This is a genomic window from Massilia sp. LXY-5, from assembly GCF_059801075.1.
Genome location: NZ_JBNNEH010000003.1, coordinates 965470 through 987607 on the forward strand (window position 1 = coordinate 965470; position 22138 = coordinate 987607).

General features: G+C 65.1%; 19 protein-coding genes and 1 tRNA gene. 8 read left to right on the forward strand and 12 right to left on the reverse strand.

Annotation, left to right across the window (positions count from 1 at the left end):
* Window positions 1-139: 139 nt before the first annotated feature.
* The gene (locus ACI48I_RS13245; protein ID WP_193686474.1) at window positions 140-337 is read right to left on the reverse strand and encodes a YbdD/YjiX family protein; all 198 of its coding nucleotides are present in this window, start codon (window positions 335-337) and stop codon (window positions 140-142) included.
* The gene (locus ACI48I_RS13250) at window positions 337-2403 is read right to left on the reverse strand and encodes a carbon starvation CstA family protein (RefSeq protein WP_498574430.1); all 2067 of its coding nucleotides are present in this window, start codon (window positions 2401-2403) and stop codon (window positions 337-339) included. Before ACI48I_RS13250 ends, ACI48I_RS13245 begins: the two co-directional genes overlap by 1 nt.
* 271 nt (window positions 2404-2674) lie before the next feature.
* On the opposite strand from ACI48I_RS13250, the gene ACI48I_RS13255 reads away from it, so the two are divergent.
* The 3 genes from ACI48I_RS13255 to ACI48I_RS13265 all read left to right on the forward strand — a co-directional run bounded on the left by ACI48I_RS13255 (window position 2675) and on the right by ACI48I_RS13265 (window position 6183).
* Window positions 2675-3841 (forward strand): HDOD domain-containing protein, encoded by a 1167-nt coding sequence (locus ACI48I_RS13255; protein ID WP_498574431.1) that lies wholly within the window; start codon window positions 2675-2677, stop codon window positions 3839-3841.
* Complete coding sequence (locus ACI48I_RS13260) at window positions 3834-5903, forward strand: putative bifunctional diguanylate cyclase/phosphodiesterase (RefSeq protein WP_498574432.1); 2070 nt, start codon at window positions 3834-3836, stop codon at window positions 5901-5903. The genes ACI48I_RS13255 and ACI48I_RS13260 overlap by 8 nt, the downstream gene beginning before the upstream one ends.
* Before the next feature lie 190 nt (window positions 5904-6093).
* Window positions 6094-6183 (forward strand) — tRNA-Ser (locus ACI48I_RS13265).
* A 200-nt stretch (window positions 6184-6383) separates the two neighbouring features.
* Here the strand turns inward: ACI48I_RS13265 and ACI48I_RS13270 are convergent.
* Window positions 6384-8081: a class I SAM-dependent methyltransferase gene (locus tag ACI48I_RS13270; protein WP_193686471.1), complete on the reverse strand. Its 1698-nt coding sequence runs from the start codon at window positions 8079-8081 to the stop codon at window positions 6384-6386.
* A 270-nt stretch (window positions 8082-8351) separates the two neighbouring features.
* On the opposite strand from ACI48I_RS13270, the gene ACI48I_RS13275 reads away from it, so the two are divergent.
* From ACI48I_RS13275 to ACI48I_RS13285, 3 genes are all read left to right on the forward strand, one after another.
* On the forward strand, window positions 8352-10067 hold the full coding sequence (locus tag ACI48I_RS13275; protein WP_498574433.1) for a diguanylate cyclase domain-containing protein: 1716 nt from the start codon (window positions 8352-8354) through the stop codon (window positions 10065-10067).
* A gap of 127 nt (window positions 10068-10194) precedes the next feature.
* The gene (locus ACI48I_RS13280) at window positions 10195-11271 is read left to right on the forward strand and encodes a porin (protein WP_193686469.1); all 1077 of its coding nucleotides are present in this window, start codon (window positions 10195-10197) and stop codon (window positions 11269-11271) included.
* Between the two features lie 102 nt (window positions 11272-11373).
* Window positions 11374-11805 carry a hypothetical protein gene (locus tag ACI48I_RS13285; RefSeq protein ID WP_193686468.1) on the forward strand — a complete coding sequence of 144 codons (432 nt, stop codon included), beginning with the start codon at window positions 11374-11376 and terminating at the stop codon, window positions 11803-11805.
* Between the two features lie 216 nt (window positions 11806-12021).
* On the opposite strand, the gene ACI48I_RS13290 is transcribed toward ACI48I_RS13285, so the two are convergent.
* The 3 genes from ACI48I_RS13290 to ACI48I_RS13300 form a co-directional block, all read right to left on the reverse strand.
* The gene (locus ACI48I_RS13290; RefSeq protein WP_193686467.1) at window positions 12022-13068 is read right to left on the reverse strand and encodes an SDR family oxidoreductase; all 1047 of its coding nucleotides are present in this window, start codon (window positions 13066-13068) and stop codon (window positions 12022-12024) included.
* Window positions 13069-13190: 122 nt separating this feature from the next.
* A complete protein-coding gene (locus ACI48I_RS13295; RefSeq protein WP_498574434.1) occupies window positions 13191-14213 on the reverse strand; it encodes a sulfate ABC transporter substrate-binding protein in 1023 nt (340 codons plus the stop codon).
* Window positions 14214-14466: 253 nt separating this feature from the next.
* Window positions 14467-14679 (reverse strand): hypothetical protein, encoded by a 213-nt coding sequence (locus ACI48I_RS13300; RefSeq protein ID WP_193686465.1) that lies wholly within the window; start codon window positions 14677-14679, stop codon window positions 14467-14469.
* Window positions 14680-14814: 135 nt separating this feature from the next.
* On the opposite strand from ACI48I_RS13300, the gene ACI48I_RS13305 reads away from it, so the two are divergent.
* Window positions 14815-15549: a phosphatase PAP2 family protein gene (locus tag ACI48I_RS13305; protein WP_498574435.1), complete on the forward strand. Its 735-nt coding sequence runs from the start codon at window positions 14815-14817 to the stop codon at window positions 15547-15549.
* Between the two features lie 13 nt (window positions 15550-15562).
* Window positions 15563-16399, forward strand: coding sequence for a metallophosphoesterase family protein (locus ACI48I_RS13310; protein ID WP_498574436.1), 837 nt, complete (start codon window positions 15563-15565; stop codon window positions 16397-16399).
* 34 nt (window positions 16400-16433) lie between these two features.
* On the opposite strand, the gene cls is transcribed toward ACI48I_RS13310, so the two are convergent.
* The 6 genes from cls to ACI48I_RS13340 form a co-directional block, all read right to left on the reverse strand.
* Window positions 16434-17822 carry a cardiolipin synthase gene (gene cls, locus ACI48I_RS13315; protein WP_498574437.1) on the reverse strand — a complete coding sequence of 463 codons (1389 nt, stop codon included), beginning with the start codon at window positions 17820-17822 and terminating at the stop codon, window positions 16434-16436.
* Complete coding sequence (locus ACI48I_RS13320) at window positions 17819-19975, reverse strand: site-specific recombinase (RefSeq protein ID WP_498574438.1); 2157 nt, start codon at window positions 19973-19975, stop codon at window positions 17819-17821. Before ACI48I_RS13320 ends, cls begins: the two co-directional genes overlap by 4 nt.
* A gap of 147 nt (window positions 19976-20122) precedes the next feature.
* Complete coding sequence (locus ACI48I_RS13325; protein ID WP_498574439.1) at window positions 20123-20584, reverse strand: hypothetical protein; 462 nt, start codon at window positions 20582-20584, stop codon at window positions 20123-20125.
* Window positions 20585-20772: 188 nt separating this feature from the next.
* On the reverse strand, window positions 20773-21441 hold the full coding sequence (locus ACI48I_RS13330) for a YiaD family glycine zipper/OmpA-like lipoprotein (RefSeq protein WP_193686459.1): 669 nt from the start codon (window positions 21439-21441) through the stop codon (window positions 20773-20775).
* A 166-nt stretch (window positions 21442-21607) separates the two neighbouring features.
* The gene (locus ACI48I_RS13335; RefSeq protein ID WP_193686458.1) at window positions 21608-21754 is read right to left on the reverse strand and encodes a lmo0937 family membrane protein; all 147 of its coding nucleotides are present in this window, start codon (window positions 21752-21754) and stop codon (window positions 21608-21610) included.
* A gap of 110 nt (window positions 21755-21864) precedes the next feature.
* On the reverse strand, window positions 21865-22104 hold the full coding sequence (locus tag ACI48I_RS13340) for a hypothetical protein (RefSeq protein ID WP_193686457.1): 240 nt from the start codon (window positions 22102-22104) through the stop codon (window positions 21865-21867).
* Between the last annotated feature and the right edge of the window lie 34 nt (window positions 22105-22138).

Here is a 22138-nt window from a genome sequence, read left to right on the forward strand (position 1 = left end):
GCTGGGGAGGGGGTGACCTTGCGGTGGCGCAAGGCAGGAGGGAAGGGGATGAATTGGCAACGGCGCGGCAACAGAGGGTTGCCGGGACAAAGGGTGGACGGCGCTGCCGTCCACCCCAAGGGTCAATGCGGTCCCTGTGCTAGCAACATCCCCCGCTGCGGCCGGACCCATAGCGCGCTTCCTGCCGTTCGCGGAAAAACTCCTCGTAGGTCATCGGCGTCTTGTCCGGATGCTCGCGCTCCATGTGCGCGAGGTAGGTGTCGTACTCCGGCAGGCCGACCATCAGGCGCATGCTTTGCCCGAGGTAGCGGCCGGCCTGGGCGAGGGTGGCGAACATCACTGCACCTGTGCGGCCGGTGCAGCGACGAAGGCCGACTCCTTGACCGTCGGGTTGCGGTCATTGCGGGCATTGAGCACCGTGCGGATGCCATAGAACAGCACCGCGAGCACGACGACCATGAAGAAACCCGCCAGCGTCGCGTCGACGTAATCGTTGAAGATGATGCGGCGCATCTGGTCGAGCGATTTGGCCGGCGCCAGTACCTGGCCCTGGTCGAGCGCGGCCTGGAACTTCCGGGCGTGCGCGACGAAGCCGATCTTCACGTTTTCGTGGAAGATCTTCTGCCAGCCCGCGCTCAGGGTGCAGATCAGCAGCCAGATGGTCGGCACCACGGTGACCCAGGCATACTGGCCGCGCTTCATCTTGAACAGGACCACGGTGCCGAGCACGAGGGCGATACCGGCCAGCATCTGGTTGGCGATGCCGAACAGCGGCCACAGGGTGTTGATGCCGCCCAGCGGATCGACCACGCCCTGGTACAGGAAGTAACCCCAGGCCGCGACGCACAGGCCCGTGGCCAGCAGGTTGGCCGGCAGCGATTCGGTGCGCTTCAGGGCCGGGACGAAGGCGCCCAGCAGGTCCTGCAGCATGAAGCGGCCGGCGCGCGTGCCCGCATCGACCGCGGTCAGGATGAACAGGGCCTCGAACAGGATCGCGAAGTGGTACCAGAAGGCCATCATCGTCTTGCCGCCCACGACATTGGCCAGGATGTTGGCCATGCCGACGGCCAGCGTCGGCGCGCCGCCGGCGCGCGAGATGATGGTGTGCTCGCCCACGTCCTTGGCGGTCTGGGTCAGGATCTCGGGCGTGACGACGAAGCCCCAGTTCGATACCGCGGCGGCAGCCGATTCGGCCGTGGTGCCAAGCAGGGCGGCCGGCGCGTTCATCGCGAAATACACGCCCGGGTCGATGGTCGAGGCGGCAACCAGCGCCATGATGGCGACAAACGATTCCATCAGCATCGCGCCGTAGCCGATGAAGCGGGCGTGGGTCTCGTCCTCGATCATCTTCGGCGTGGTGCCCGAGGAGATCAGCGCGTGGAAGCCGGAGACGGCGCCGCAGGCGATGGTGATGAACAGGAAGGGGAACAGGTTGCCCGACCAGACCGGGCCGGAGCCGTCGACGAAGCGGGTCACGGCCGGCATCTGCATGTGCGGGGCGACCAGCAGGATGCCGATGGCGAGGGCGCAGATGGTGCCGATTTTAAGAAAAGTGGACAGGTAGTCGCGCGGGGCCAGCAGCAGCCAGACCGGGATCACGGAGGCGATGAAGCCGTAGCCGATCAGCATCCAGGTCAGTTCGGTGCCGGTGAAGGTGAACATCGGGCCCAGGGTAGGGGAGTCGTGCACCCACTGGCCGCCGACGATGGCGAGCATCAGCAGGATGAAGCCGATGAAGGAAATTTCGCCGATGCGTCCGACGCGCACATAGCGCGAATAGATGCCCATGAAGAGCGCGATCGGGATCGTCGCCATGACGGTGAAGCTGCCCCAGGGCGAGCCGGTCAGGGCTTTCACGACGATCAGCGCCAGCACCGCGAGGATGATGACCATGATCATGAAGGTGCCGAAGAGGGCGATGATGCCCGGGACTTCTCCCATTTCGGATTTGATGAGGTCGCCCAGCGAGCGGCCGTCGCGGCGCATCGACATGAACAGGACGATGAAGTCCTGCACCGCGCCGGCGAACACGACGCCGGCCAGGATCCACATCATGCCCGGCAAATAACCCATCTGCGCGGCCAGCACCGGTCCCACGAGCGGTCCTGCGCCTGCGATGGCAGCGAAATGGTGCCCGAACAGCACGTACTTGTTCGTCGGCACATAGTCGAGGCCGTCGTTGTATTTATAGGCGGGGGTCTGGCGGCCCGGGTCGAGGCCCATCACCTTGGTGGCGATGTAGAGGCTGTAAAAACGGTAGGCGATCAGGTAGACGCAGACTGCGGCCGCCACCACCCAGACGGCGTTGATGGACTCGCCACGGCGCAAGGCAACGTAAGCGAGCGCACCGGCGCCGAGGAGTGAGAGCGCCGCCCAGCCGAGTCGATTTCCGAGACGATTCATTGGTGGCTCCTTAGATTTTTTCGGAGGGTGCGGCGCATCCGCCACGCTGTTCAGTTCGCTAGCGCGGCGGATGGCAATCCGACCCATATCTTGCCTTATTATGGAAACGGCAAGCGCATGATTCTAACTGCCGGTCATACCAATTCGGCTACGTAATAACACGTAGTAAATACAACGTAAATGTATCCATAAAGAAACATTTTCATTGCTTTTGATCATTTGGTCGACTAATATTGCTCGACTAATATTGTCCGACACCTAAAAGACGCCGATGGCTTTGCTGGACCTTCCCCCTGCCCCAACCGTGCGCCTGCACTCCGTCGCCAATGGGCGCAACGAGTGGGTGGCGCTCGGAATGGACCTGGGGGCGAACGGCGTGCCGGAGGCCGTGCAGGCGCTGTTCGGTGCGCCGGACTTGCTGGCGGCAATCGCTCCCCTCGACTGCGTGCTCCTGCTGGCCGACCCGGGCCAGCTCACGCCCAAGCTGCTGGCGCTGCTGCCGCCGAACCGGGTGGTGCTGGCCTTTGCCGCCGCCGCGCTGGCGCAGGAGGGCACGGCGCAGCAGCTCTCGAGCCTGATCGACGGCGGCTACCGCCTGATGCTCGATGGCCCGTTGCCGCCGGGCGTGGCGCGTCCCGCCAATTTGCGCGCCGTGTCCATGGATTGCCGCGAGGCTGCGCCGCCCGCCGCCAGCCTGCTGGCGCTGTTCGGGCCGCACCTGGCGCGCGGGGTCGACAGCGCGGCGCGCCTGCTCGAATGCGAGCGCGCCGGCTTCACCTGGTTTTGCGGCGACTATCCGCTGGCGATGGGCGCGGGCGGACACGGCCAGGACGGCACCTCGCGCCGGCGCCTGCTCGCCCTGCTGGCCCTGCTGGTCACCGATGCCGATTCGCGCGACATCGAACTGCTGCTCAAGCAGGACCCCGCGCTCTCCTACCACCTGCTGAAGCTGGTCAATTCGGCCGCATTTGCCGTCAACACCCCGATCACCGGCTATGCCCAGGCGATCGCTCTGCTCGGCCGGCGCCAGCTGCAGCGCTGGCTGCAGCTGCTGCTGTATGCACGCAGCAGTACCGATGGGCTGCCGAACCTGCTGCTGCCCCTGGCCGCCCTGCGCGCCGCCCAGCTCGAGCTGCTGTGCAAGCGCGACGGCGGCGAGCGCGACGAGCAGGACCTGGCCTTCATGACCGGCGCCTTCTCCCTGCTCGACCGCCTGCTCGGCATGCCGATGGCCGAGATCCTGGCCGACCTGTGCCTGCCCGAACACCTGTGTGCGGCGCTGCTGCGGCGCGAGGGGGTGCTGGGCCAGCGCCTCCTGCTGGCCGAGGAGGCTCCGGATGCCGCGGCGCTGGCGCGCGCCGGCGTCGATGCCGGCACCTGGTGGGACAGCCAGCTGCACGCGCACCACTGGGCGATCCAGGTGGGTCGCAATGTCTGACACGATGCCTGACGCAACCGTCGGCCACAGCGGCGACTTCGTCGCCTGCAGCGCGGCGCTGAGCGAGGCCGTCATGCGCCTGCGCGGCGACGCCTTGTGCGCGGAACTCGGACGCATCGCGCGCACGCTGCTGGCCAGTCCCGACGGATGCTTCATCGCCGCCGACCCGCTGGCGCCGACCGGCCTCGAGCCGTTCAGGGCGCCTGCCGGCGTGCTGGCGCACGAGATCCATGCCGACGGCGCCTATTACGGCCGCTATGAAATCGGCGGCCGCATCGATTACGACGAACAGGACCGTCGTCACCTGGCGGGCCTGGCGGCGCTCACCGGCACCCTGCTGCAGGTCCATTCGCTGGCGCGGCGCGCGACGCACGCCTACGCCGGCATCGAAGCGCAACTGGCGCACCAGTCGCAGATCCTCGACCAGATCCACGAATCGGTGCTGACGCTCGACCTGATGGGCTATATCACCAGCTGGAACGGCAGCGCCGAGCGCCTGTTCGGCTACTCCGCGCTGGAGGCGGTCGGCAAAAGCATCCTGTTCCTGTACGTCGACGAAGACGAGAGCATTCCGGACGTGTTCGCGGAAGGCGGCGGGCGCCTGATGGAAGTGCGGCGCAGGAAAAAATCGGGAGAGGTGTTCTGGGCCAGCCTGTCGCTGTCGCCCCTGCGCGACCTGGAAGAGCGGCCGGTCGGCCTGATCGCCTACCTCACCGACATCACCGAGCGCAAACGCGCCGAAGAGCGGCTGCACCACCTGGCCTACTACAACGAGTTGACCGGCCTGCCGAACCGCACCCTGTTCGCGCGCCTGGTCGACCAGGCGCTGATGGTCGCGCAGCGCAACGAGGCAACCGGCTGCGTGCTGTTCATCGACCTGAACCGGTTCAAACTGGTGAACGACACCCTCGGCCGGCGCGTCGGAGACGAGCTGCTGCGCCAGGTCGCCGCGCGTTTTCGCGGCACGCTGCGCGAGGAAGACGTGGTGGCCCACCTGGCCGGCGACGAATTCGCGGTCGGCCTGTTCGACATCCGCCAGCACTTCGAGGCGACCACGGTGGCCCAGAAGCTGCAGTTGGCCCTCGATGCGCCTTTTCTGATCGAAGGCCACGACCTGCGCGTCGGCGCCAGCGTCGGCATCAGCGTGTTCCCGCAAGACGGCATGGAGGCCGAGGCGCTGCTGCGCATGGCCGACATCGCGATGGCGCGCGCGAAAGAGGGCCACGCGGACCCGGACCACAGCGTCGCGTTCTACAGCCTCGACATGAACCAGGGCATGCACGAACGCATGCGCATCGAATCCGGCCTGCGCCACGCGCTCGGCCACGGCGAACTGCTGCTGTACTACCAGCCGAAGTTCGAGATCGGCAGCGACCGCATCGTCGGCGCCGAGGCGCTGGTGCGCTGGTTGCATCCCGAGCGCGGCCTGGTGCCGCCCTCCGAATTCATCCCGCTGGCCGAGACCACGGGCCTGATCGTGCAGGTCGGTGAATGGGTGCTGGAACAGGCCTGCGCCCAGGCGGCCGTCTGGCAACGCGCCGGCCTGCGCCCGTTCCGCCTCGCGGTGAACGTCTCGGCGCGCGAATTCACCGAGTCGCTGCCGACGCGGGTGGCGGCGACCCTGGAACGCTACGAGCTCGACCCGTGCTGGCTCGAACTCGAAATCACCGAGAGCACCCTGATGCACGACATCGACCGCGTGATCGGCATCATGGACCGCATCAACGCGCTCGGCGTGGCGCTCTCGCTCGACGATTTCGGCACCGGTTACTCGAGCCTCTCGTATTTGAAACGCTTCCCGATCCACACGCTGAAGATCGACCGCTCGTTCACGACCGGGATTCCGCTCGATGCCAGCGACTGCGCGATTGCCAGCACCATCATCAGCATCGGCCGCCAGCTCGGGCACCGGGTCATTGCAGAGGGCGTGGAGACGCTCGACCAGCTCTCGTTCCTGCGCGATTCGGGCTGCGACGAGGTGCAGGGTTACCTGTACGCGGCGCCGCTGCCGGCGGCGCGCTTCGAGCAGGGCTTGCGGGATAACTGGTTGCTGGTGGAGTAGGGCGCGGTTCGCTTTTGCAGGGTGGGCCGGGCCGCGGACAGCTCCGCCCACGCGGTGACAGGCAAACGTCGAGTCGTCTGGCCCGTGCCGGCATCGATAGCGCTGCTTGCCGCTGTGCTTCCTTTATTGTCCCGCCGCCCGTCGATTGCCTGCCGTCAGCAGAGTGATTTATGTATAATGCCGGACTTCAGGAAGCGTGGCCGAGTGGTTGAAGGCAGCAGTCTTGAAAACTGCCGACGGGGGAACCCGTTCGTGAGTTCGAATCTCACCGCTTCCGCCAGGAAATAAAAGAAACCGCCCTCGGGCGGTTTTTTTATTGCCTGGCGGAAGCGAGGGAAGCGCCTGCGCGCTTCCCGTGTGAGATTCGAAGGGCTGGGCGTACTTCGCCCAGCCCTCTTCGAATCGCCCGTCTGCTGCCCGCAAGGCGGGCAGCGCCGCGCGCCAAGGGCGCGCGTGATAACTCTGGCTAGCTGTATTGGCTCAGGCAAACTGCAGCGGCTCCCAAGCTCGCAAGCCCTGATCCTTCGCCAGCCGAATACGCTGCACCTTCATCGCATCGATCAGCTCCGGCGACGACGCAGAGCCCTGCAGCATTGGCAAGGTCTGCTCCGCTTCGACGAAAAACCGATCCCGCACATCCGTCCCGGTCGACAGAAACGCCTGCTCCCACCATTCGGTAATCCTCTCGCTGGCCCGTTCCAGGGCCGCCTGCGTTACCAGGCGATTCGACTTTTCGTTATTGATCCGTTTCGATGCCGGCATCAGGTTCCAGGCGTCCCCGCAGGGCCAGGCAGCAAACGGAAAACAGTGGTCGATGTCATAGTCATCCCGTAGCCGCTGCCCCGACCACACACAGTAGACGGACTTGCCTCCCGTGCGGAGCCGTTCGACTGCAGCGCGCGCGAATCTGGTATCGCGCTCGGGATCTGCCCATGCGAGGAGGGAATACGCGACTTGCCGGATGTCCGGGGCGAGTCGCCCGGCGTAGGAGTCCATTAGCCGAACCCATTCCTCGACGAGGACAGGTTCGACCCACACGTTGTAATGGCTAAGCGCATCCCAGATACCGAGCGGAACATGGAATTCGCCAAAGCTCCACAGGAATGGTTCATCGATCCGGAGCGTCGACGGTGTCGGCGTGCGCCGCAAGTGCGCGATGTGGAAGATGTTCTCGTCACTGGCCGGCCAGCGCAGGTACTTGACCGGCATCTCGCGTATCAGCCTGGATATCTCCCACAGGCTGCCGTGAAGATGTCGCGCGATGTCGTCGCTGAACTCCATCCCCGCACGAAGATCGACCGGTCGGACGAGACGCAAGGCAGTAAAGCTGTTGGTCACGAAGCCGGGCCCTTTGCCCGCCTTGTTCATCGGCATTTGCGGCAACCCGCCTTCGATGAGCGGCTTGTACATGCGCAGCCAGAAGAGGGCCACGAGTCCCATCGGCAGGACGACGAACTCCGGTTCGTGGCGCGCCGCCCCTGCCGCGCTATCGGCGATCCTGGCCAGGATGCGCAGCAGTGCAATCTTGTACGTCGATGCCTTCCCGTCCGTCAGCACCAGGTGACGCAGGAGGGGAAGTGCACCCAAGCCATCGTCAGGCAGGCCCAACACCACAGTCGTCCAAGAGATACCCGCGCGCCCCAGTTTGTCCGGGCTTTCGTGCGTGCGTACCAGCCGCAGACCGAATTGCTGGGCGAGGGCTGATAGTTCCGGCAGCGTCACCTCATACATGGCGCGATCGGGATCGGGCGGGCCGATGCGAAGGCTGATGGCGATACGGCCGTTCGGTGATAGCAAGGTGGCCAACTTGCGCAGCGCGCGCTGGCGCGAGGCCGGCGGCAGGTGCATCCACACCGCCGACAGCAGGATCAGATCGAAGGTGAGACCGAGCCGCCTTGATTGAGCCAGATCAGGCAGGCTGTCGGCCACCCAGTGGATGCGCGGCGAGGGGTGGCGCTGGCGGGCGAGCGTGCGCATTGCTTCCGAAGGCTCGACGGCCACCACATCGTATCCCTTGGCTGCGAACCACGCAGCGTCCCGGCCCGAGCCGGCGCCGATGTCAAGGATCGTTGCACCCGGCGGTGGCAAGGAGTCGAGCAGCATCGGGTGCACATCCTCGAAGCGTAGAGACTCGTATTGGCCAACTAGCTGTTCTGCGTTCTGTTCGTAATGGGCCATGGTCTGCGCGTGAGTTTCGGTAGCTTTTGTTGACTCATGGATTGTACGTCGAAGCAAGCTCCTTCATTCAGTCCGCGATCCGGTTGCTCGTCAGAACCGAACCATATGTCAAATCGCTACGCCACGACGAAAAGATCCGTTGGTTTTATGACAGCAACTTTTAACTTTCTATCGAAATATCACAACATATGTGCTTCTGGGCACTAATGGCGTTGTTCTGATGGCACCTCAGGGATATCATTCGCGATTGCCTTTAATAAACACTATCGCATGAACAACCCGGCCCGCAGCCCTGTCCGCGCCCCAACGCGCCGTCCCCTGCGCCTGGCAACCCTGGCCATGCTCACGGTCAGCATCGCCGTTACCCTGACGGTCCTGCTGCACTTCGCCCTGGTCAGCCATTTCGCCCACCATCAAGCGCGCAAGGAAGCGCAATTGCGCCTGCAACAGCTGTCCTGGCAGATGCGCGATTCGCTCAACCGGGTGACCGGCAACGCCATCGTCACCGTCAGGCTGCTGGCCGAATTGCCGCAGGTGCGCTCGTTCGGGAATCCGGATGCGACCCGCGGCGTGCTCGAATCCCTGCAGCGCGCCGTGGCCGACTATGCCTGGATCGGCGTGGCGGATGCGAACGGCAAGGTGGTGGCGGCAACCGGCCGCATGCTCGAAGGCGCGCAAGTCGATGCCCGGCCCTGGTTCCAGGCCGGCATCAAAGGCGTGCGGGCGACCGACTATCATCCGGCGCTGCTGCTGAATAAACTGCTGCCGAAGGCCGCCGAGCCGTGGCGCTTCATCGACATGTCGGCGCCGCTGGCCGGCGACGATGGCGCCGTGCGCGGCGTGGTCGGGGTACACATGAGCTGGCAATGGGTGCGCAACCGCGCGCGCCAGCTGCTGACGCCGGCCCTGCGCGAATACGGCGCCGAGGTGCTGGTGGTGCGCGCGGACGGCACCGTCCTGCTGGGGCCGGAGGCGATGGTCGAGAAGAAATTCGACAGCCCGAGCCTGCGCCTGGCGCTGGCGGGCGAAACCGGCTCGCTGCGCGAGGAGGGACCGGACGGCAAGGCCTATCTCACCGGCTACAGCCGGACCGGCACCGCCGGCGACCCGGCGACACTGGGGTGGGCGGTGCTGGTGCGCCACACGGAAGACGCGGCGCTGGCCGATGCGCGCGCACTGGAGCGGCGCATGATCGGGCTGAGCGTGCTGATGGCCGGCATGCTGGCGGGCTGCGCGGCGATGCTGGCGCGGCGCCTGACGCGTCCGATGGATGCGCTGGCCGGCGCGATCGAGCAGGCGGTCGATGCGACCCGTGCCGGCGGCCGTCCGGAGGACATCCCGGTGGTCGACGGTTTCCACGAAGCGCAGGTCCTGTCGCGCGCGATGCGCGAACTGGTGCGCAGCGAAGAGGCGCACCGCAGCGCGCTGGAAACGATGAACCAGCAGCTCGAGAGCACGGTCGCGGCCCGCACCGCCGAGCTGCAGGCCCTGCTGCTGCACGATGCCTTGACCGGGCTGCCGAACCGGCGCGCCCTGATGCAGACCTTGCCCGACGCCATGCACCGCGCCGCGCGTTCCCATAAACCCTGCGCCTTGCTGTTCCTCGATATGGACGGCTTCAAGGGCGTCAACGACACCCATGGCCACGAAGAGGGCGACGAGCTGCTGCGCCAGTTCGGCGCCAGGCTGCTCGAGGCCGTGCGCAAGACCGATATGGTCGCGCGCCTGGCCGGCGATGAATTCGTGGTGGTGCTGGAAGGGCTGAGCGACGCCCAGGATGCGAATGAGAAAGCCGACAGTCTGCTGGCCGTGCTGCGCGCCCCCTACGTCCTGAAACGCGCCGGCGTGAGCGTCGGCGCGAGCATCGGCGTGGCCCTGTACCTGCCCGGCGACCCGCAGGACCTCGACGCCTGGCTGGCCCGTGCCGACGGTGCCATGTATGCCGCGAAGCGCGGCGGCAAGAACGCCGTGGCGCTCGCTGCCTGAGCTTTTTTACAAGATTGTCGGAGCCGGCCTACACAAAGACGAGCCTGAATGGTCAGCCGTATGTGCGACGTTCGACAGATGAACTCGCTTTAGAGGGGTAATGTAGAGGCGTAGAGAGGATACGCCGATGCTCAAGCCGTTCATAACGTTTGCAATACTGGGAGGAAGTGCCGCGCTTGCCTGCGCGCAGACCGGGATCACGACCTATGGCGTGCTCGATGCCGGTGTGGTGGGGCAGGGCGGATGCGGCAACACGTGCGCGACCCAGGTCGGCAGCGGAGTGGCATCGGAATCGCATATCGGCATCCACGGCAGGGAGCCGGTCGGCAATGGGACCTCGGCCATCTTCGCGCTCGAGACGGGCGTGCGGGTCGATACCGGCCGCGCCGACCAGCACGAGCGCGCGTTCGGACGCCAGGCCTTCGTCGGCCTGTCCGGCGAATTCGGCGCGATCACGATCGGACGCCAGTACAACCTGCAATACCTGGCGCTGACCGACGTCGCCGATCCGTTCAAGGGCGGCATGGCCGGCAGCGCAGGCAACCTCATCGGTGGCGGGCGCCGGGTCGACAACAGCGTCCAGTACTACGGCGCCCTGGCGCGCGGCATCTCGGCCGGCGCCTCGTATGCCTTCAAGGAGAAGGTCGACACCTCGCCGGCCGGGCGTGCCTGGGGCATGACGGTCGGTATCGAAGCCGGACCGCTGACGGTGCGCGCCGCCCACCAGAGCCTGAACGCCGTGCGCGTCCAGCTCAACAGCAAGACCAGCAACGACAATGTGGCGCGCAATTCGATCCTGGCGGCGAACCTGCGCCTGGGCTGGGGCACCGCCTACGCGGCCTACAGCCTGAGCCGCGGCTGGGCCAGCTCTCCCTTGTTCAATCCCGACAATCCGTACGGCGCCGGGCTCGCGCGTACCGCCTCGACCGACAGCCGCGACGTCCTGCTCGGCCTGGCGGTGCCCCTCAGCGGGCGCACGACCCTGCTTGCCTCGTATATCGTCAAGGACGACCGCGACCTGGCCAACCAGGACGCCATCCAGGCCGCCTTCGGCGCCAGCTACGCGGTATCGCGCCGGACCGATTTCTATGCGGCCTATTCGCATATCGAGAACCGCAACGGCGCCGGCTATACGGTCGGCAACGCCAGTACCCGCGGAAACGGCAATTCCGCCATCAATATCGGCATGCGCCACGCCTTTTAGGCAGCGCCCGCGCGGCACTCCCTGCGCTGCGACGTGCCCGGCCGAATGGCTGTAGCCTGACACTATCCTGAACTATCCGACAACCATCTTCACGGAGGCATCATGACTGGCATTAGCACACTTGATCCGGACAACTTCCCGGAAAGTCCAGACCGTAGCCTTGGCAAGGGCCATGGCACGGACGCACTGGGACCGAGCGATATCTCCGACACCGGCAGCGACGTGGTCGGCGGCCCCGGCTTTTCGACCAACCTCGACGACGACCAGCTGATCCATCTGGACGAAGGCACGACTTCCGACCTGGAAGCGAGCCATGCCGGCGACACCGCGGGACCTGACGTCGGCGACGCCGATTTCTCCGGCGACAGCGACATGGGCGGCACCGGCGAGCGCGCCGCGGCCGGCCGCGACACGGTCGCCAAGGATGGCGCCGACATCGATACCGACCGCATCGAGTCGATTCCCGATTTGCCGCTGACGGAAGAGGATACGGACTTCCTGGCCAGCCGGCCGCCGATCGGCAAGGAGAAGTGACAGCAGGGTTGGCTCTCGAGCCCACGCGGTACGACGCGTGCATATCGACAAGGAGCGCTCAGTACATAGGGTCGACTCCTGAGTCCATGCGGCCGTTCCGCCGCACATTTTTCGACAGGCACGTTCAGCACCGCGTGGGCTCAGGAGCCCACCCAACGTTATTCGGGAAAAGACGCGCACACGGCGCGTCTTTTTCGTTCCGAATGCAGAGACAGCTTACACGCGTCCCAGCCTGCGTCGTGCCACCCCCGGTCCGGCCAGCTTCCAGGCCGCAAGCAGCGCCCCGCCACCCAACAGGGCTGTCACCAGCGGCGTCTTGTTCAGGCTCAGCGTCGTATAGGCCGACGTTTCCTTGACGCTGCGCTCGGTCATCCCCTGGCGCTCGCGCAGCGCATGCGTCGGGTCCGGCGCGTGGAGGGCATCCGGACGGCCGGGCATCTTGTCGTGCTTCGACTTTTGCTGACTGAACATGGTGGCGCGCACATAGCGATCCATCAGGTGCGGCATGCGCGCACGGCTGGCGGAGATGAACCTGGAGGCCCCGCCGACATAGACTTCGCGCTTCGGATGCTGGGCGCAGTACAGGATGGCTTTCGCCACGATCTCGGGCGCATACACTGGCGGCGGCAGCACCGCTTCCTTGTCCATGTAGTTTTTCGCGTGCACGGCGAACATGGTGTCGATCGCGGCCGGCTTGATCAGCGTGACGGAAATCGGCGCCTCTTCCTTTTCCAGTTCCATGCGCAGCGAGTCGGTAAAGGCTTTCACCGCATGCTTCGAGGCCGAATACATGCCCTGCAGCGGCACCGGGGCGTCCGACACTTCGCTGCCGACATTGATCAGGGCGCCGCCGCCGCGCTGCTTCATGCGTTTCACGGCTTCGAGCGAACCGTTGACGACTCCCCAGAAATTGGTCTGGAACAGGCGCTGGTGGTCTTCCAGCGACACCTCTTCCAGCCGGCCGAAGGTGCCGACGCCCGCGTTGTTGACCCAGGTATCGATACGGCCGAAGCGCTCGAGCGCGGTCTGGGCGATCCGCTCGACATCGGGTGCACTGCCGACGTCGGCGGCCACTGTCGCTACCTGGCAACCCTGGCGCCGCAGTTCGCTGGCCAGCTGGTCGAGGGCCTCGCCGTTGCGTGCGGCCAGCACCAGCTTGGCGCCCTGTTCGGCCGCCATGCGGGCCGTGGTGAGACCGATGCCGCTGCTGGCGCCGGTGATGACGATGACTTGTTCGTTGATGTTGCGGAGTTTTGCTGACATGTCGGCTTCCTTTCCTGTGGTGGTACGGGAAGGACTGCCGCATCGGGCGCCTGGACGGCGCCTGGGCGGGCAGGCCACGAATATCAAATCAACACAGTCGTGGCCATGCCCTGTATTTCAAGTCATTTTTTGCCCGGCTGGTAAACCTGGTCGAAGACGCCGCCATCGGCGAAGTGGGTCTTCTGGGCAGTGGTCCAGTTGCCGGCGACCTGGTCGAGCGTGAACAGCTTGATGCTCGGGAACTGCGAGGCATACTTGCGCGAGAACTTCTCGACCGCCGGGCGGTAGTAATTCTTGGCGATGATGTCCTGGCCTTCGTCGCTGTACAGGTATTCGAGGTAAGCCTGGGCCACCTTGCTGGTACCCCGCTTCTCCGCGTTCTTGTCAACGACGGCGACCGGCGGCTCGGCCAGGATGCTCACCGAAGGCGCCACGATCTCGAACTTGCCGGGACCGAGTTCGCGCAGCGCCAGCAGCGCTTCGTTTTCCCAGGCCAGCAGCACGTCGCCGATGCCGCGTTCGACGAAGGTGGTGGTGGCGCCGCGTGCGCCCGAGTCGAGCACCGGCACGTTCTTGTACAGCTTGTTGATGAACTCGCGCGCGGTGGCCTCGCTGCCGCCCGGCTGGCGCAGTGCATAGCCCCAGGCCGCGAGATGGTTCCAGCGGGCGCCGCCCGAGGTCTTCGGATTCGGCGTGATCACCGAGACGCCCGGTTTCACGAGGTCGCCCCAGTCCTTGATGCCTTTCGGATTGCCTTTACGCACCAGGAACACGATGGTCGAGGTGTAAGGCGCGCTGCGGTACTTCAGGCGATCCTGCCAGTTGTGCGCGATAAGGCCGCGTTCACTGATAGCATCGATGTCGTAAGCCAGTGCCAAGGTGACAACGTCGGCCGAGAGGCCGTCGATTACCGCGCGGGCCTGCTTGCCCGAGCCGCCATGCGACTGCTTCACCGTGACGTTGTCGCCGGTTTTGGTTTTCCAGTACCTGGCAAAGGCGGCGTCGTAATCCTGGTACAGCTCCCGCGTCGGGTCGTACGAGACATTCAGCAGCGAAACATCGGCTGCAAGGGCAAGGGGAGCAAATGCGGCGGACTGGGCCAGCAGCACGGCGGCTACCAGCGAACGGGCGATTTTCTTGAACATGCGGTTCTTCCGGATGAGTGGTGTTGGGTTACCGCTAGGGTAGGGCTCCACCCATCCGAAGAAAACGAATGATTTCAGCTATGGTTATGCGATTTTTAGTGCTTGGAATGGCCTTTGCAGGCCTGGAACGTAACGGGGCCTTGAGAAACCGTAGCGAGCGGAAGGAGTGCTGGCTAAGAAGCGCAGCTGTACGAATGTACAGCGAGCATCGCAGGCCGGCAATCCGACGCGCAGTAGGTTTCTCGAGGTCCTATCAGTGCGCTTTGGAGAGGATCAGGAGCCAGCGGCCGAACAGCAGCACTTCGACGTGGCCAGGCTCGACGCCGGTATCGCATTCCATGATCGGGTTGATCGGGTAGAAGCGTTTGCGGAAGTCACGGGTGATCAGAATTTCGCGGCGTCCGATGCGCATAAGAAAAGGTGCAGGAGCGTATTCCAGGCCGAAAGAGTTGTTCAGAGTGGTCATTGACGTTTCCCTTGTTTGAATTATGTTGGTCAGTGAAAACAGGATAGCACAACTACTGTATAAATCCACAGGTACTGTACATAACAACAGTAAAAATTTTCAACTGTAGTTTTTTTGCCATTGCTCCCCTGCTTGATGAACGATTCCCTGACGACCCGCCTGCACCGTTTTACCGTCGCCCGCTTTTCGCCGCAGGAGCAGTTCGGCCTGCACCTGACGCTCGGCGTGCTGGTGCTGCTGCTGGCGATGGCCGGCTTCGCGCGCATCGCGGAGGAGGTCTTGACAGGGGCGCCAATTACCTTGCTGGACCTGCGCCTGGCGAACTGGCTGCACCAGCACGCGAACGACAGCAGCTTCCTGCGCAGCTTCCTGTTCGGGATCACCCAACTGCACAGCACGCCCGGCGCCCTCGGCCTGACGGCGCTCGCCGGCTGGTGGCTGGCGCGGCGCGGTGCGCGCCACTGGATGCTGACCCTGGTCAGCGCGGTGCCGGGCGGGATGCTGCTGAACGTGGCGCTGAAGCACACCTTCGTGCGCGCGCGTCCGCATTTCGACGCGCCGATCCTGAGCTTGACGACCTATAGTTTCCCGAGCGGCCACACGATGACGGCGACCGTGCTCTACGGCGTGCTGGCCTGCTACCTGGTGCGCCACGCCCGCAGCTGGCAGGCGCGCGCCGCGATCGTGCTTGCCGCCTGCATCATGGTGCTGCTGGTAGCCGGCTCGCGCCTCTACCTGGGCGCCCATTACCTGACCGACGTGCTGGCGGCCATGCTCGAAGGCTGCGCCTGGCTGGCGATCTGCGTCACCGGCGTGGCGACGCTGCGCCGGCCCCAGGCCGCGCGCGCACGACGATCCGACTATTCATGACCGAGGAATACCGATGCGAACCATTATCCACCTGTCCGACCTGCATTTCGGCCGAGTCGACCAGGCCCTGCTGGGGCCGCTGCGCGACCTGATCCATTCGATCGCACCGAGCGTTGTCGTGATCTCGGGCGACCTGACCCAGCGCGCCCGCAGCGAGCAGTTCGAAGAGGCCAGGGCCTTCCTCGATACCTTGCCGGGGCCGCAGATCGTGGTGCCGGGCAACCACGACATCTCCCTGTACAACGTGTTCCGGCGCTTCGTCAAACCGCTCGACCGCTACAAGCGCTACATCACCGACGACCTCGATCCGATCTATGTCGACGAGGAGATCGCGGTGGTGGGCGTGAACACGGCGCGCTCGCTGACGATCAAGGACGGCCGCGTGAACAGGGAGCAGGTGGCGAAAATCCGCGAGCAATTGGCCGGGCTCGATCCGAAGATCACGCGCATCGTCGTCACCCATCACCCCTTCGACCTGCCGACGACCTTCGAGGAAGAAGACCTGGTCGACCGCGCGCCGATGGCGATGGAAGTGTTCGCGGAGTGCGGCGTCGACGTGCTGCTGGCCGGCCACATGCACGTGAGCCATGCGGCCAGCACCGCGTCGCGCTACCAGATCGACGCCTATGCGGCCCTGGTGGTGCAGGCCGGCACGGCGACCTCGACGCGGGGCAGGGGGGAAGTCAATTCCTTCAACCTGCTGCGCGTCGAGCACGAGCGGGTCGAGGTCGACCGCTACGGCTGGGACATGCTGACGAATACCTTCCGCGTTATCGTTACCGAGAAATTCCTGCGCAGCGGGAATGTCTGGGCGCCGGCGTCCGAGGGCATGCTGGCGGCCGGTTTATAAAGAAAGGCCGGCATGCAGCCGGCCTTCCAGGACATCAAATCCAGTATTCGGTCAGGCGCGCCGCCCATTCCTTGATGCGGTCCGCCCAGGGCCGGTCGCGCCATTTGTCGAGGGTGATTTCCTTCGAATCGCGCAGATCCTCATTGAAGGCGCTTTCCATGTCGCGTCCGAAGGCCGGGTCGATGACGACGACGTTGAGTTCGTAGTTGTGGATGAAGCTGCGGCGGTCGATGTTGGCCGAGCCGATCGTCGACCAGGCCTCGTCGATCACCGCCGTCTTGGCATGCAATACCGCGACCTGCAGCTGGAATATTTTGACTCCGCCCGCGAGCAATTGTTCGAAGAAGCCCTGGCCGGCATACATCACCAGGCCGTGGTCGGACACGCCCGGCAGCACCAGTTTCACGTCGACCCCGCGCTTCGCGGCAGCGATCAGCGCGTCGACCACCTGCTGGTCGGGCACGAAATAGGCCGAGGTGATGTGGACCGATTTTTTCGCCTCGTTGATCGCCACCATCAGCGATTTGTAGATCTCCGAATTGCTGCCCGGATCGGTGGCCAGCACGCGCACGAACTTGTCGCCGACGGGCGCCAGGCGTGGGAAGTAATCGCGCGCCGCCAGTTCGCCGCCTTCCTGGCGCACCCAGTTGTTCACGAAGGCCCATTGCAGCGTCGCCACCGCCGGCCCTTCGATCTTGACGTGGGTGTCGCGCCAGCCGACCTTGCTCTTGTCGACGTTAGCCGGTTTCCTGCGCGAGCGGAACAGCGAGCTGTTGGCGTAGTCGCTGCTGATGTTGATGCCGCCCGTGAACGCGATGCTGCCGTCGACGACCATCAGCTTGCGGTGGTCGCGGTTGTTGATCGACCAGTTGCCCCGGGCCTTGGCCGGATTGACGGGATTGAAGGCGATCATGTGGATGCCGGCCGCTTTCATGCGGTCGAAAAATTCCTGCGGCGTGCCGAGGGTGCCGACGCTGTCGTACATGATGTTGACGGTCACGCCCTGGCGCTGCTTTTCCATCAGCAAGTCGGCGAACTGCAGGCCGATCGGGTCCTGGTCGAAGATATAGGTTTCCAGGTTGACCGATGTGGTCGCGGCGCGAACGGCCGCCATCATCTCGCGCATCGTGGCCGGGCCGTCGAACAGCAGCTGCACGCGGTTGCCGGCGATCAGCGGCAGGCCCGTGGCCTGTTCCTCCAGCACCGCCAGCTGCTTCAGGTCGCCCGTCGCGTTCGCCCAGCGCCGCTGCAGCAGCTGCGATGCCTGTGCTTTCTGGAGGGTGCCCTTCGCCGTCTCCACCGTCGGGTTCGCCTTCTGCGGCGTATCGGGCAGCTTGTCCGCGTCGGGCAGGGTGCGGCAGGACGCCATCACGCCGACCAGGAGCAGGAAGGCCAACCACCGTGTGATCCGTTGTTTGTTCATTTGTTTTCTTTCGTGAAGACCGGAATGTCGATCACTTCGACGTCCCTTGGCCCGATGAAGAAGTCGAGCGGCGCCTGCACGAAGCGCCGGCCGAGTGCGCGCAGCAGCATGACGCTGCGCTTGAACTGGATCTTGCGGGCGCGTAGCGCCACCCACAGGGCCAGGCTGAAACTCACCAGCAAATTGACGGCGCCGATCAGCGCCACGCCGAGCGTGGCGTTGGCGGCCATCTCCCAGCTCATCCGGTAATCGAGGCCGACCAGGGCGGTGGCAAAGTTCGCGGTGGAGAAGGTTACGTGGCGGATATCGAGCGGCAGGCCGAGCAGGTAGCCGACGGTGCCGGTGGTGCCGAGCAGGATACCGAAGTAGAAGTTACCCATCAGGCCGCCGAGATTGTTCTCGACATAGCGCGACACGCGGTCACGCCGCTCGACGCCGATCAGGCTGCCGAGCCAGCGCAGCTGGCGCACGCGCTGGCCCATGCGGGTGTAGAGCGCCTTGTTGTCGTAGTAGCCCGAGATCAGCCCGGCCACGAACAGCCAGACCCCGGCAATCGCCGCATAGAACAGGGCCGGCGTATGAATCGGGTCGATGTCGTGCAGCAGGTGCATGGCTTTTTCCGGCGTCACCAGGTGGTGGCCCATCATCTGCTGGTAGGCGATCGCGATCACCAGCGCGGTCGGGAAGGCGACCACGACGTTGCCCAGCACCGAGACGATCTGGGTCCTGAATACCTTGTTCACGAGCTCGGCCATGCTGTCGAAATCGATGCTGCGCCCGTCGCGGCTGTGCAGGCCGGCGGCGATGCGCTGGGCCGTCATGGCCGGCTGCTTGGTGGCGATGGTCCAGTGCAGCATGTGCACGAGCATGAAGCCGAGCGAATAGTTCATGCTGAACAGGAAGGCCTCGACCAGGGGCGCGGCACGCAAATACGACAGCAGGATCTTGAAGGTCGCCATGAAGCCGACGATGAGGCCGGCGCCGGCCGCGGCCTTGAACATGTCGCGCAGCTGGGACCGGCTCTCGGCGATGTAGTGCTCGCCGGTACGGCTGGCGTTTTCCGTGACGTTACGGGCCAGCAGGTGGATATTGTCGCGGAACAGGCCGCGCACCCGGTATTTGGTGTTGTGGCCCTCGACCAGTTCCTGGGCCAGTGCCAGCGCCGCCGCACGCCGGGGCGTGACCGGGCGCGGTCCTGCCGGCTGCGGCATGGTCACGAGCTCCCGGCTTGCCGAGGGCGCGCTTTCGGCTTCCCTTTCGGCTTCCCGCGCGGCTTCCTGTTCCGGGGCCGCCAGCAAGGCGGTCGCGCTTTCCCCGCTCGCCTCGCTGACGTCGACCAGGAACAGCAGTTTGCGCAGCCGCTCGATGCTCTGCGTAATGGCGACCAGCACATAGGTCAGCGCCACGCTGGTGCCGAAGGAGAGCGAATTGCGGCGGATCTTGGCGACGACCTCGTCGCACTGGTCGAGCATCACGAGCAGGTGGCGCGGATCGTCGGGGCGGGGAATGGCTCCTTCCAGGAAGCGCCCGTATTCGTCGAGGTAGTGGTTGACCTCGATGTTCTGCATCAGGAAGGGCGAATCGAAATCCTCGATCTCGCTGTAGCTGTGCACCAGGCGCGGCTCCAGCCCCAGCGCGCAGACGCGGCAGGACAGGGTGCGGATGGCGTCGAGCATGCCCATGGTCGTGACCAGGCGCGCGCGGTCGGGCGCGGCGTCCAGCGGCGGCGGCGCCTCGGCCACGACGTCGAACAGGGCCAGCCAGTCGGCGTCCGGCACCGAGCGGATCCAGTAGTAATCCTCTTCCGCATACAGCACCTGGTCGAGCGCATCGGACAGGTAGAGGTCGTCGAGCGCGGGCGGCAGCAGGCGCCAGGCAATGCGGCGCTTCAGCTCGGTGAAGAAGCCGTCGTTCGAGAGGATGCCGATGTCGCTGTACAGGCTGGTGTGGCGGCGTTTTTCGAGCAGGGTGACGATATAGCTGCGCAGCGCCCAGGCCTGCGTCGGGTTCCCCCTCAGCAGCTGCGTCAGCGTGCGCACCGCTGCGCTCGCATGGCCGCGATGACGCCGGCGCGGCCGCAGGCAGTCGACCAGCTCGATCAGCAGGTCGGTGCTGTCGCTGTGCGGGTCGATGCGTTCAAGAATGTCAAGCATACAAAATCCGTTTCCTCATGGACGATAGTGTACGCGTTGAGGCCGCACGAGCTTGGTACGGCAGCGTACAGATTCGGTCGATGAGGGACGCCTGTGCTTGATGAGAGAACGATTGTCCGTACGTGCAGGGGTAATTACCAGACCGGCTTAAGTAAATGCCAGCAGCAAGCCGGTCAATGTCGCGCCCGCGCCCCAGCAAACGAGGCCCCAGGCCACCGCCACGCCCAGTGCGCCGTTCCAGCCGCGCCGTGCATAGCGGCGGCCGAAGCGGCGGCGCACCAGGCGCCACTGCGGCGCCGCCGCGCCCAGCAGCCGCAGGCCGAGCCAGGCCAGGGCCAGCCACTGCGCAAACGGCGCATTGCCGTTGACGCGCTCGGTAATCGCGCCCGCCAGCAGTTCCAGCGCCAGCACGGCCAGGCTGGCGAGCAGCCAGCGGCGGGCGCCCCTGGCCGCATGCGCCTGTCCCAGCACGCGCCAGTTGTGCATCAGCAGCCAGGACCCGAAGACGGGCGTGAAGAACAGGCTCCAGAGCGCGACCGCGGAGGGACGCCAGAGGGCAGGCGGTTCGTGGCCGCTGTCAGGCAAGGACGGAGCGCAGGTGTCGGGCATGAAGGTGAGAGTAAATGTTGCCGTAACGAAGCAACACTATCCCGCCGCCCTGTCTTCTCGTTCTTGCGTTCAGTCCTCGTTCGTGATGTGCAGCTGCAGGGTTTGCAGCAATACGACAGTTTTGACGTCGTAAAAAAAGCCGCCCGGCGTCACCGGGCGGCTTCCATGTCACTGCCGATGGGTGCGGATCAGCCGCGGCCTGGTTCGGCGACGTAGATCTCGACGCGGCGGTTGCGTGCGCGACCGGCGTTGTCGTTGTTGTTGGCAATCGGCTCGCGCTCGCCGCGGCCCTCGATCGTGATGCGGCTTGGATTGACGCCGCGGCCGGCCAGGTAGTCGCGGGTGCGCGCGGCGCGGTCGACCGACAGCGGCTGGTTGACGCCCGGGCCGCCGGTGTTGTCGGTGTGGCCGATGATGACCACGTTGGTGGCCGGGTTCTCGTTCAGGGTGGTGGCGAAGCGTTCCAGCACCGGCTGGAAGTTCGGCTTGATGTCGGAGCGGCCGGTGTCGAAGGAGACATCGCTCGGGATGTCCAGTTTCAGGCGGTTATCCGAGGTCTGGCTCACTTGCACGCCGGTGCCGCGGGTCGCCTGCTCCATTGCCTGCTTCTGCTGCTCCATGCGCTTGGACCAGATATTGCCGATCACCGCGCCGGCGGCGCCGCCGATCACTGCGCCCTTGGCGGCACGGCCGCCGCCGCCGCCGTGGGTGGTGCCGCCGATCAGCGCACCGAGGGCGGCGCCGGCGCCGGCGCCGGTCGCGGTGCCGCGCTGGGTGGCGTTCATGTCGGCACAGCCGCTGACGCCGAGGGCAAGGACGGTGGCGGCGATGGCGGATTTGGTCAGTTTCGAATACATAATTTTCTCCTAAAAAAGAAAAATCCGTTTCGTAGGCGCGCCCATCGGGCACGACCGCGAAACGGATTGGTCAACTACTGCGGTGGTGCTGGGTCGGTACCCGGTAATGCGAAGCTTAGCGCTCCACAAGACCCGGTACAACCGATTTGGTATTGCATGCGGCGTGCTATATGCCTCGACCGCTGATCAGGCGCACCAGGATCATGATGACGGCAACCACGAGCAGGATATGGATAAAGCCGCCGACGGTGTACGAGGTAACCAGGCCGAGCAGCCATAAAACGATCAGAACAATGGCAATGGTGTAAAGCATGATGAGTCTCCTCACTGGGGGTTTGCGCCGGTGTGGCGCCGTGAATCCAGTATCCCCCGCACTGCTCAACCCAACCGTTCGCTAGCGTACATTAAGCGCAAAATTTTTGTTTATTTCGCAAGTCCGCGCTGCGCACGGCCGGCGCTTTGCAGGCCCGGAATCCAGCCCATGAAACCGAGCAGGCCGACGATCCCGATCAGGCAGGTGAGCAGCCCCCCGCTGACGAGGAAAAAGACGTCGTGCGCAGCCAGCTCGCCCGTCTGTTCGAGCGGCGGCGTGGCCGAGACGAGTCCGAAAGCAGTGATAAGCAGACCCCAGACGATGATGCCGATCCATGCAAGGCTGTTCATGGTGCTCCCCTTATTGTGGTATTGGCGAAGTTGT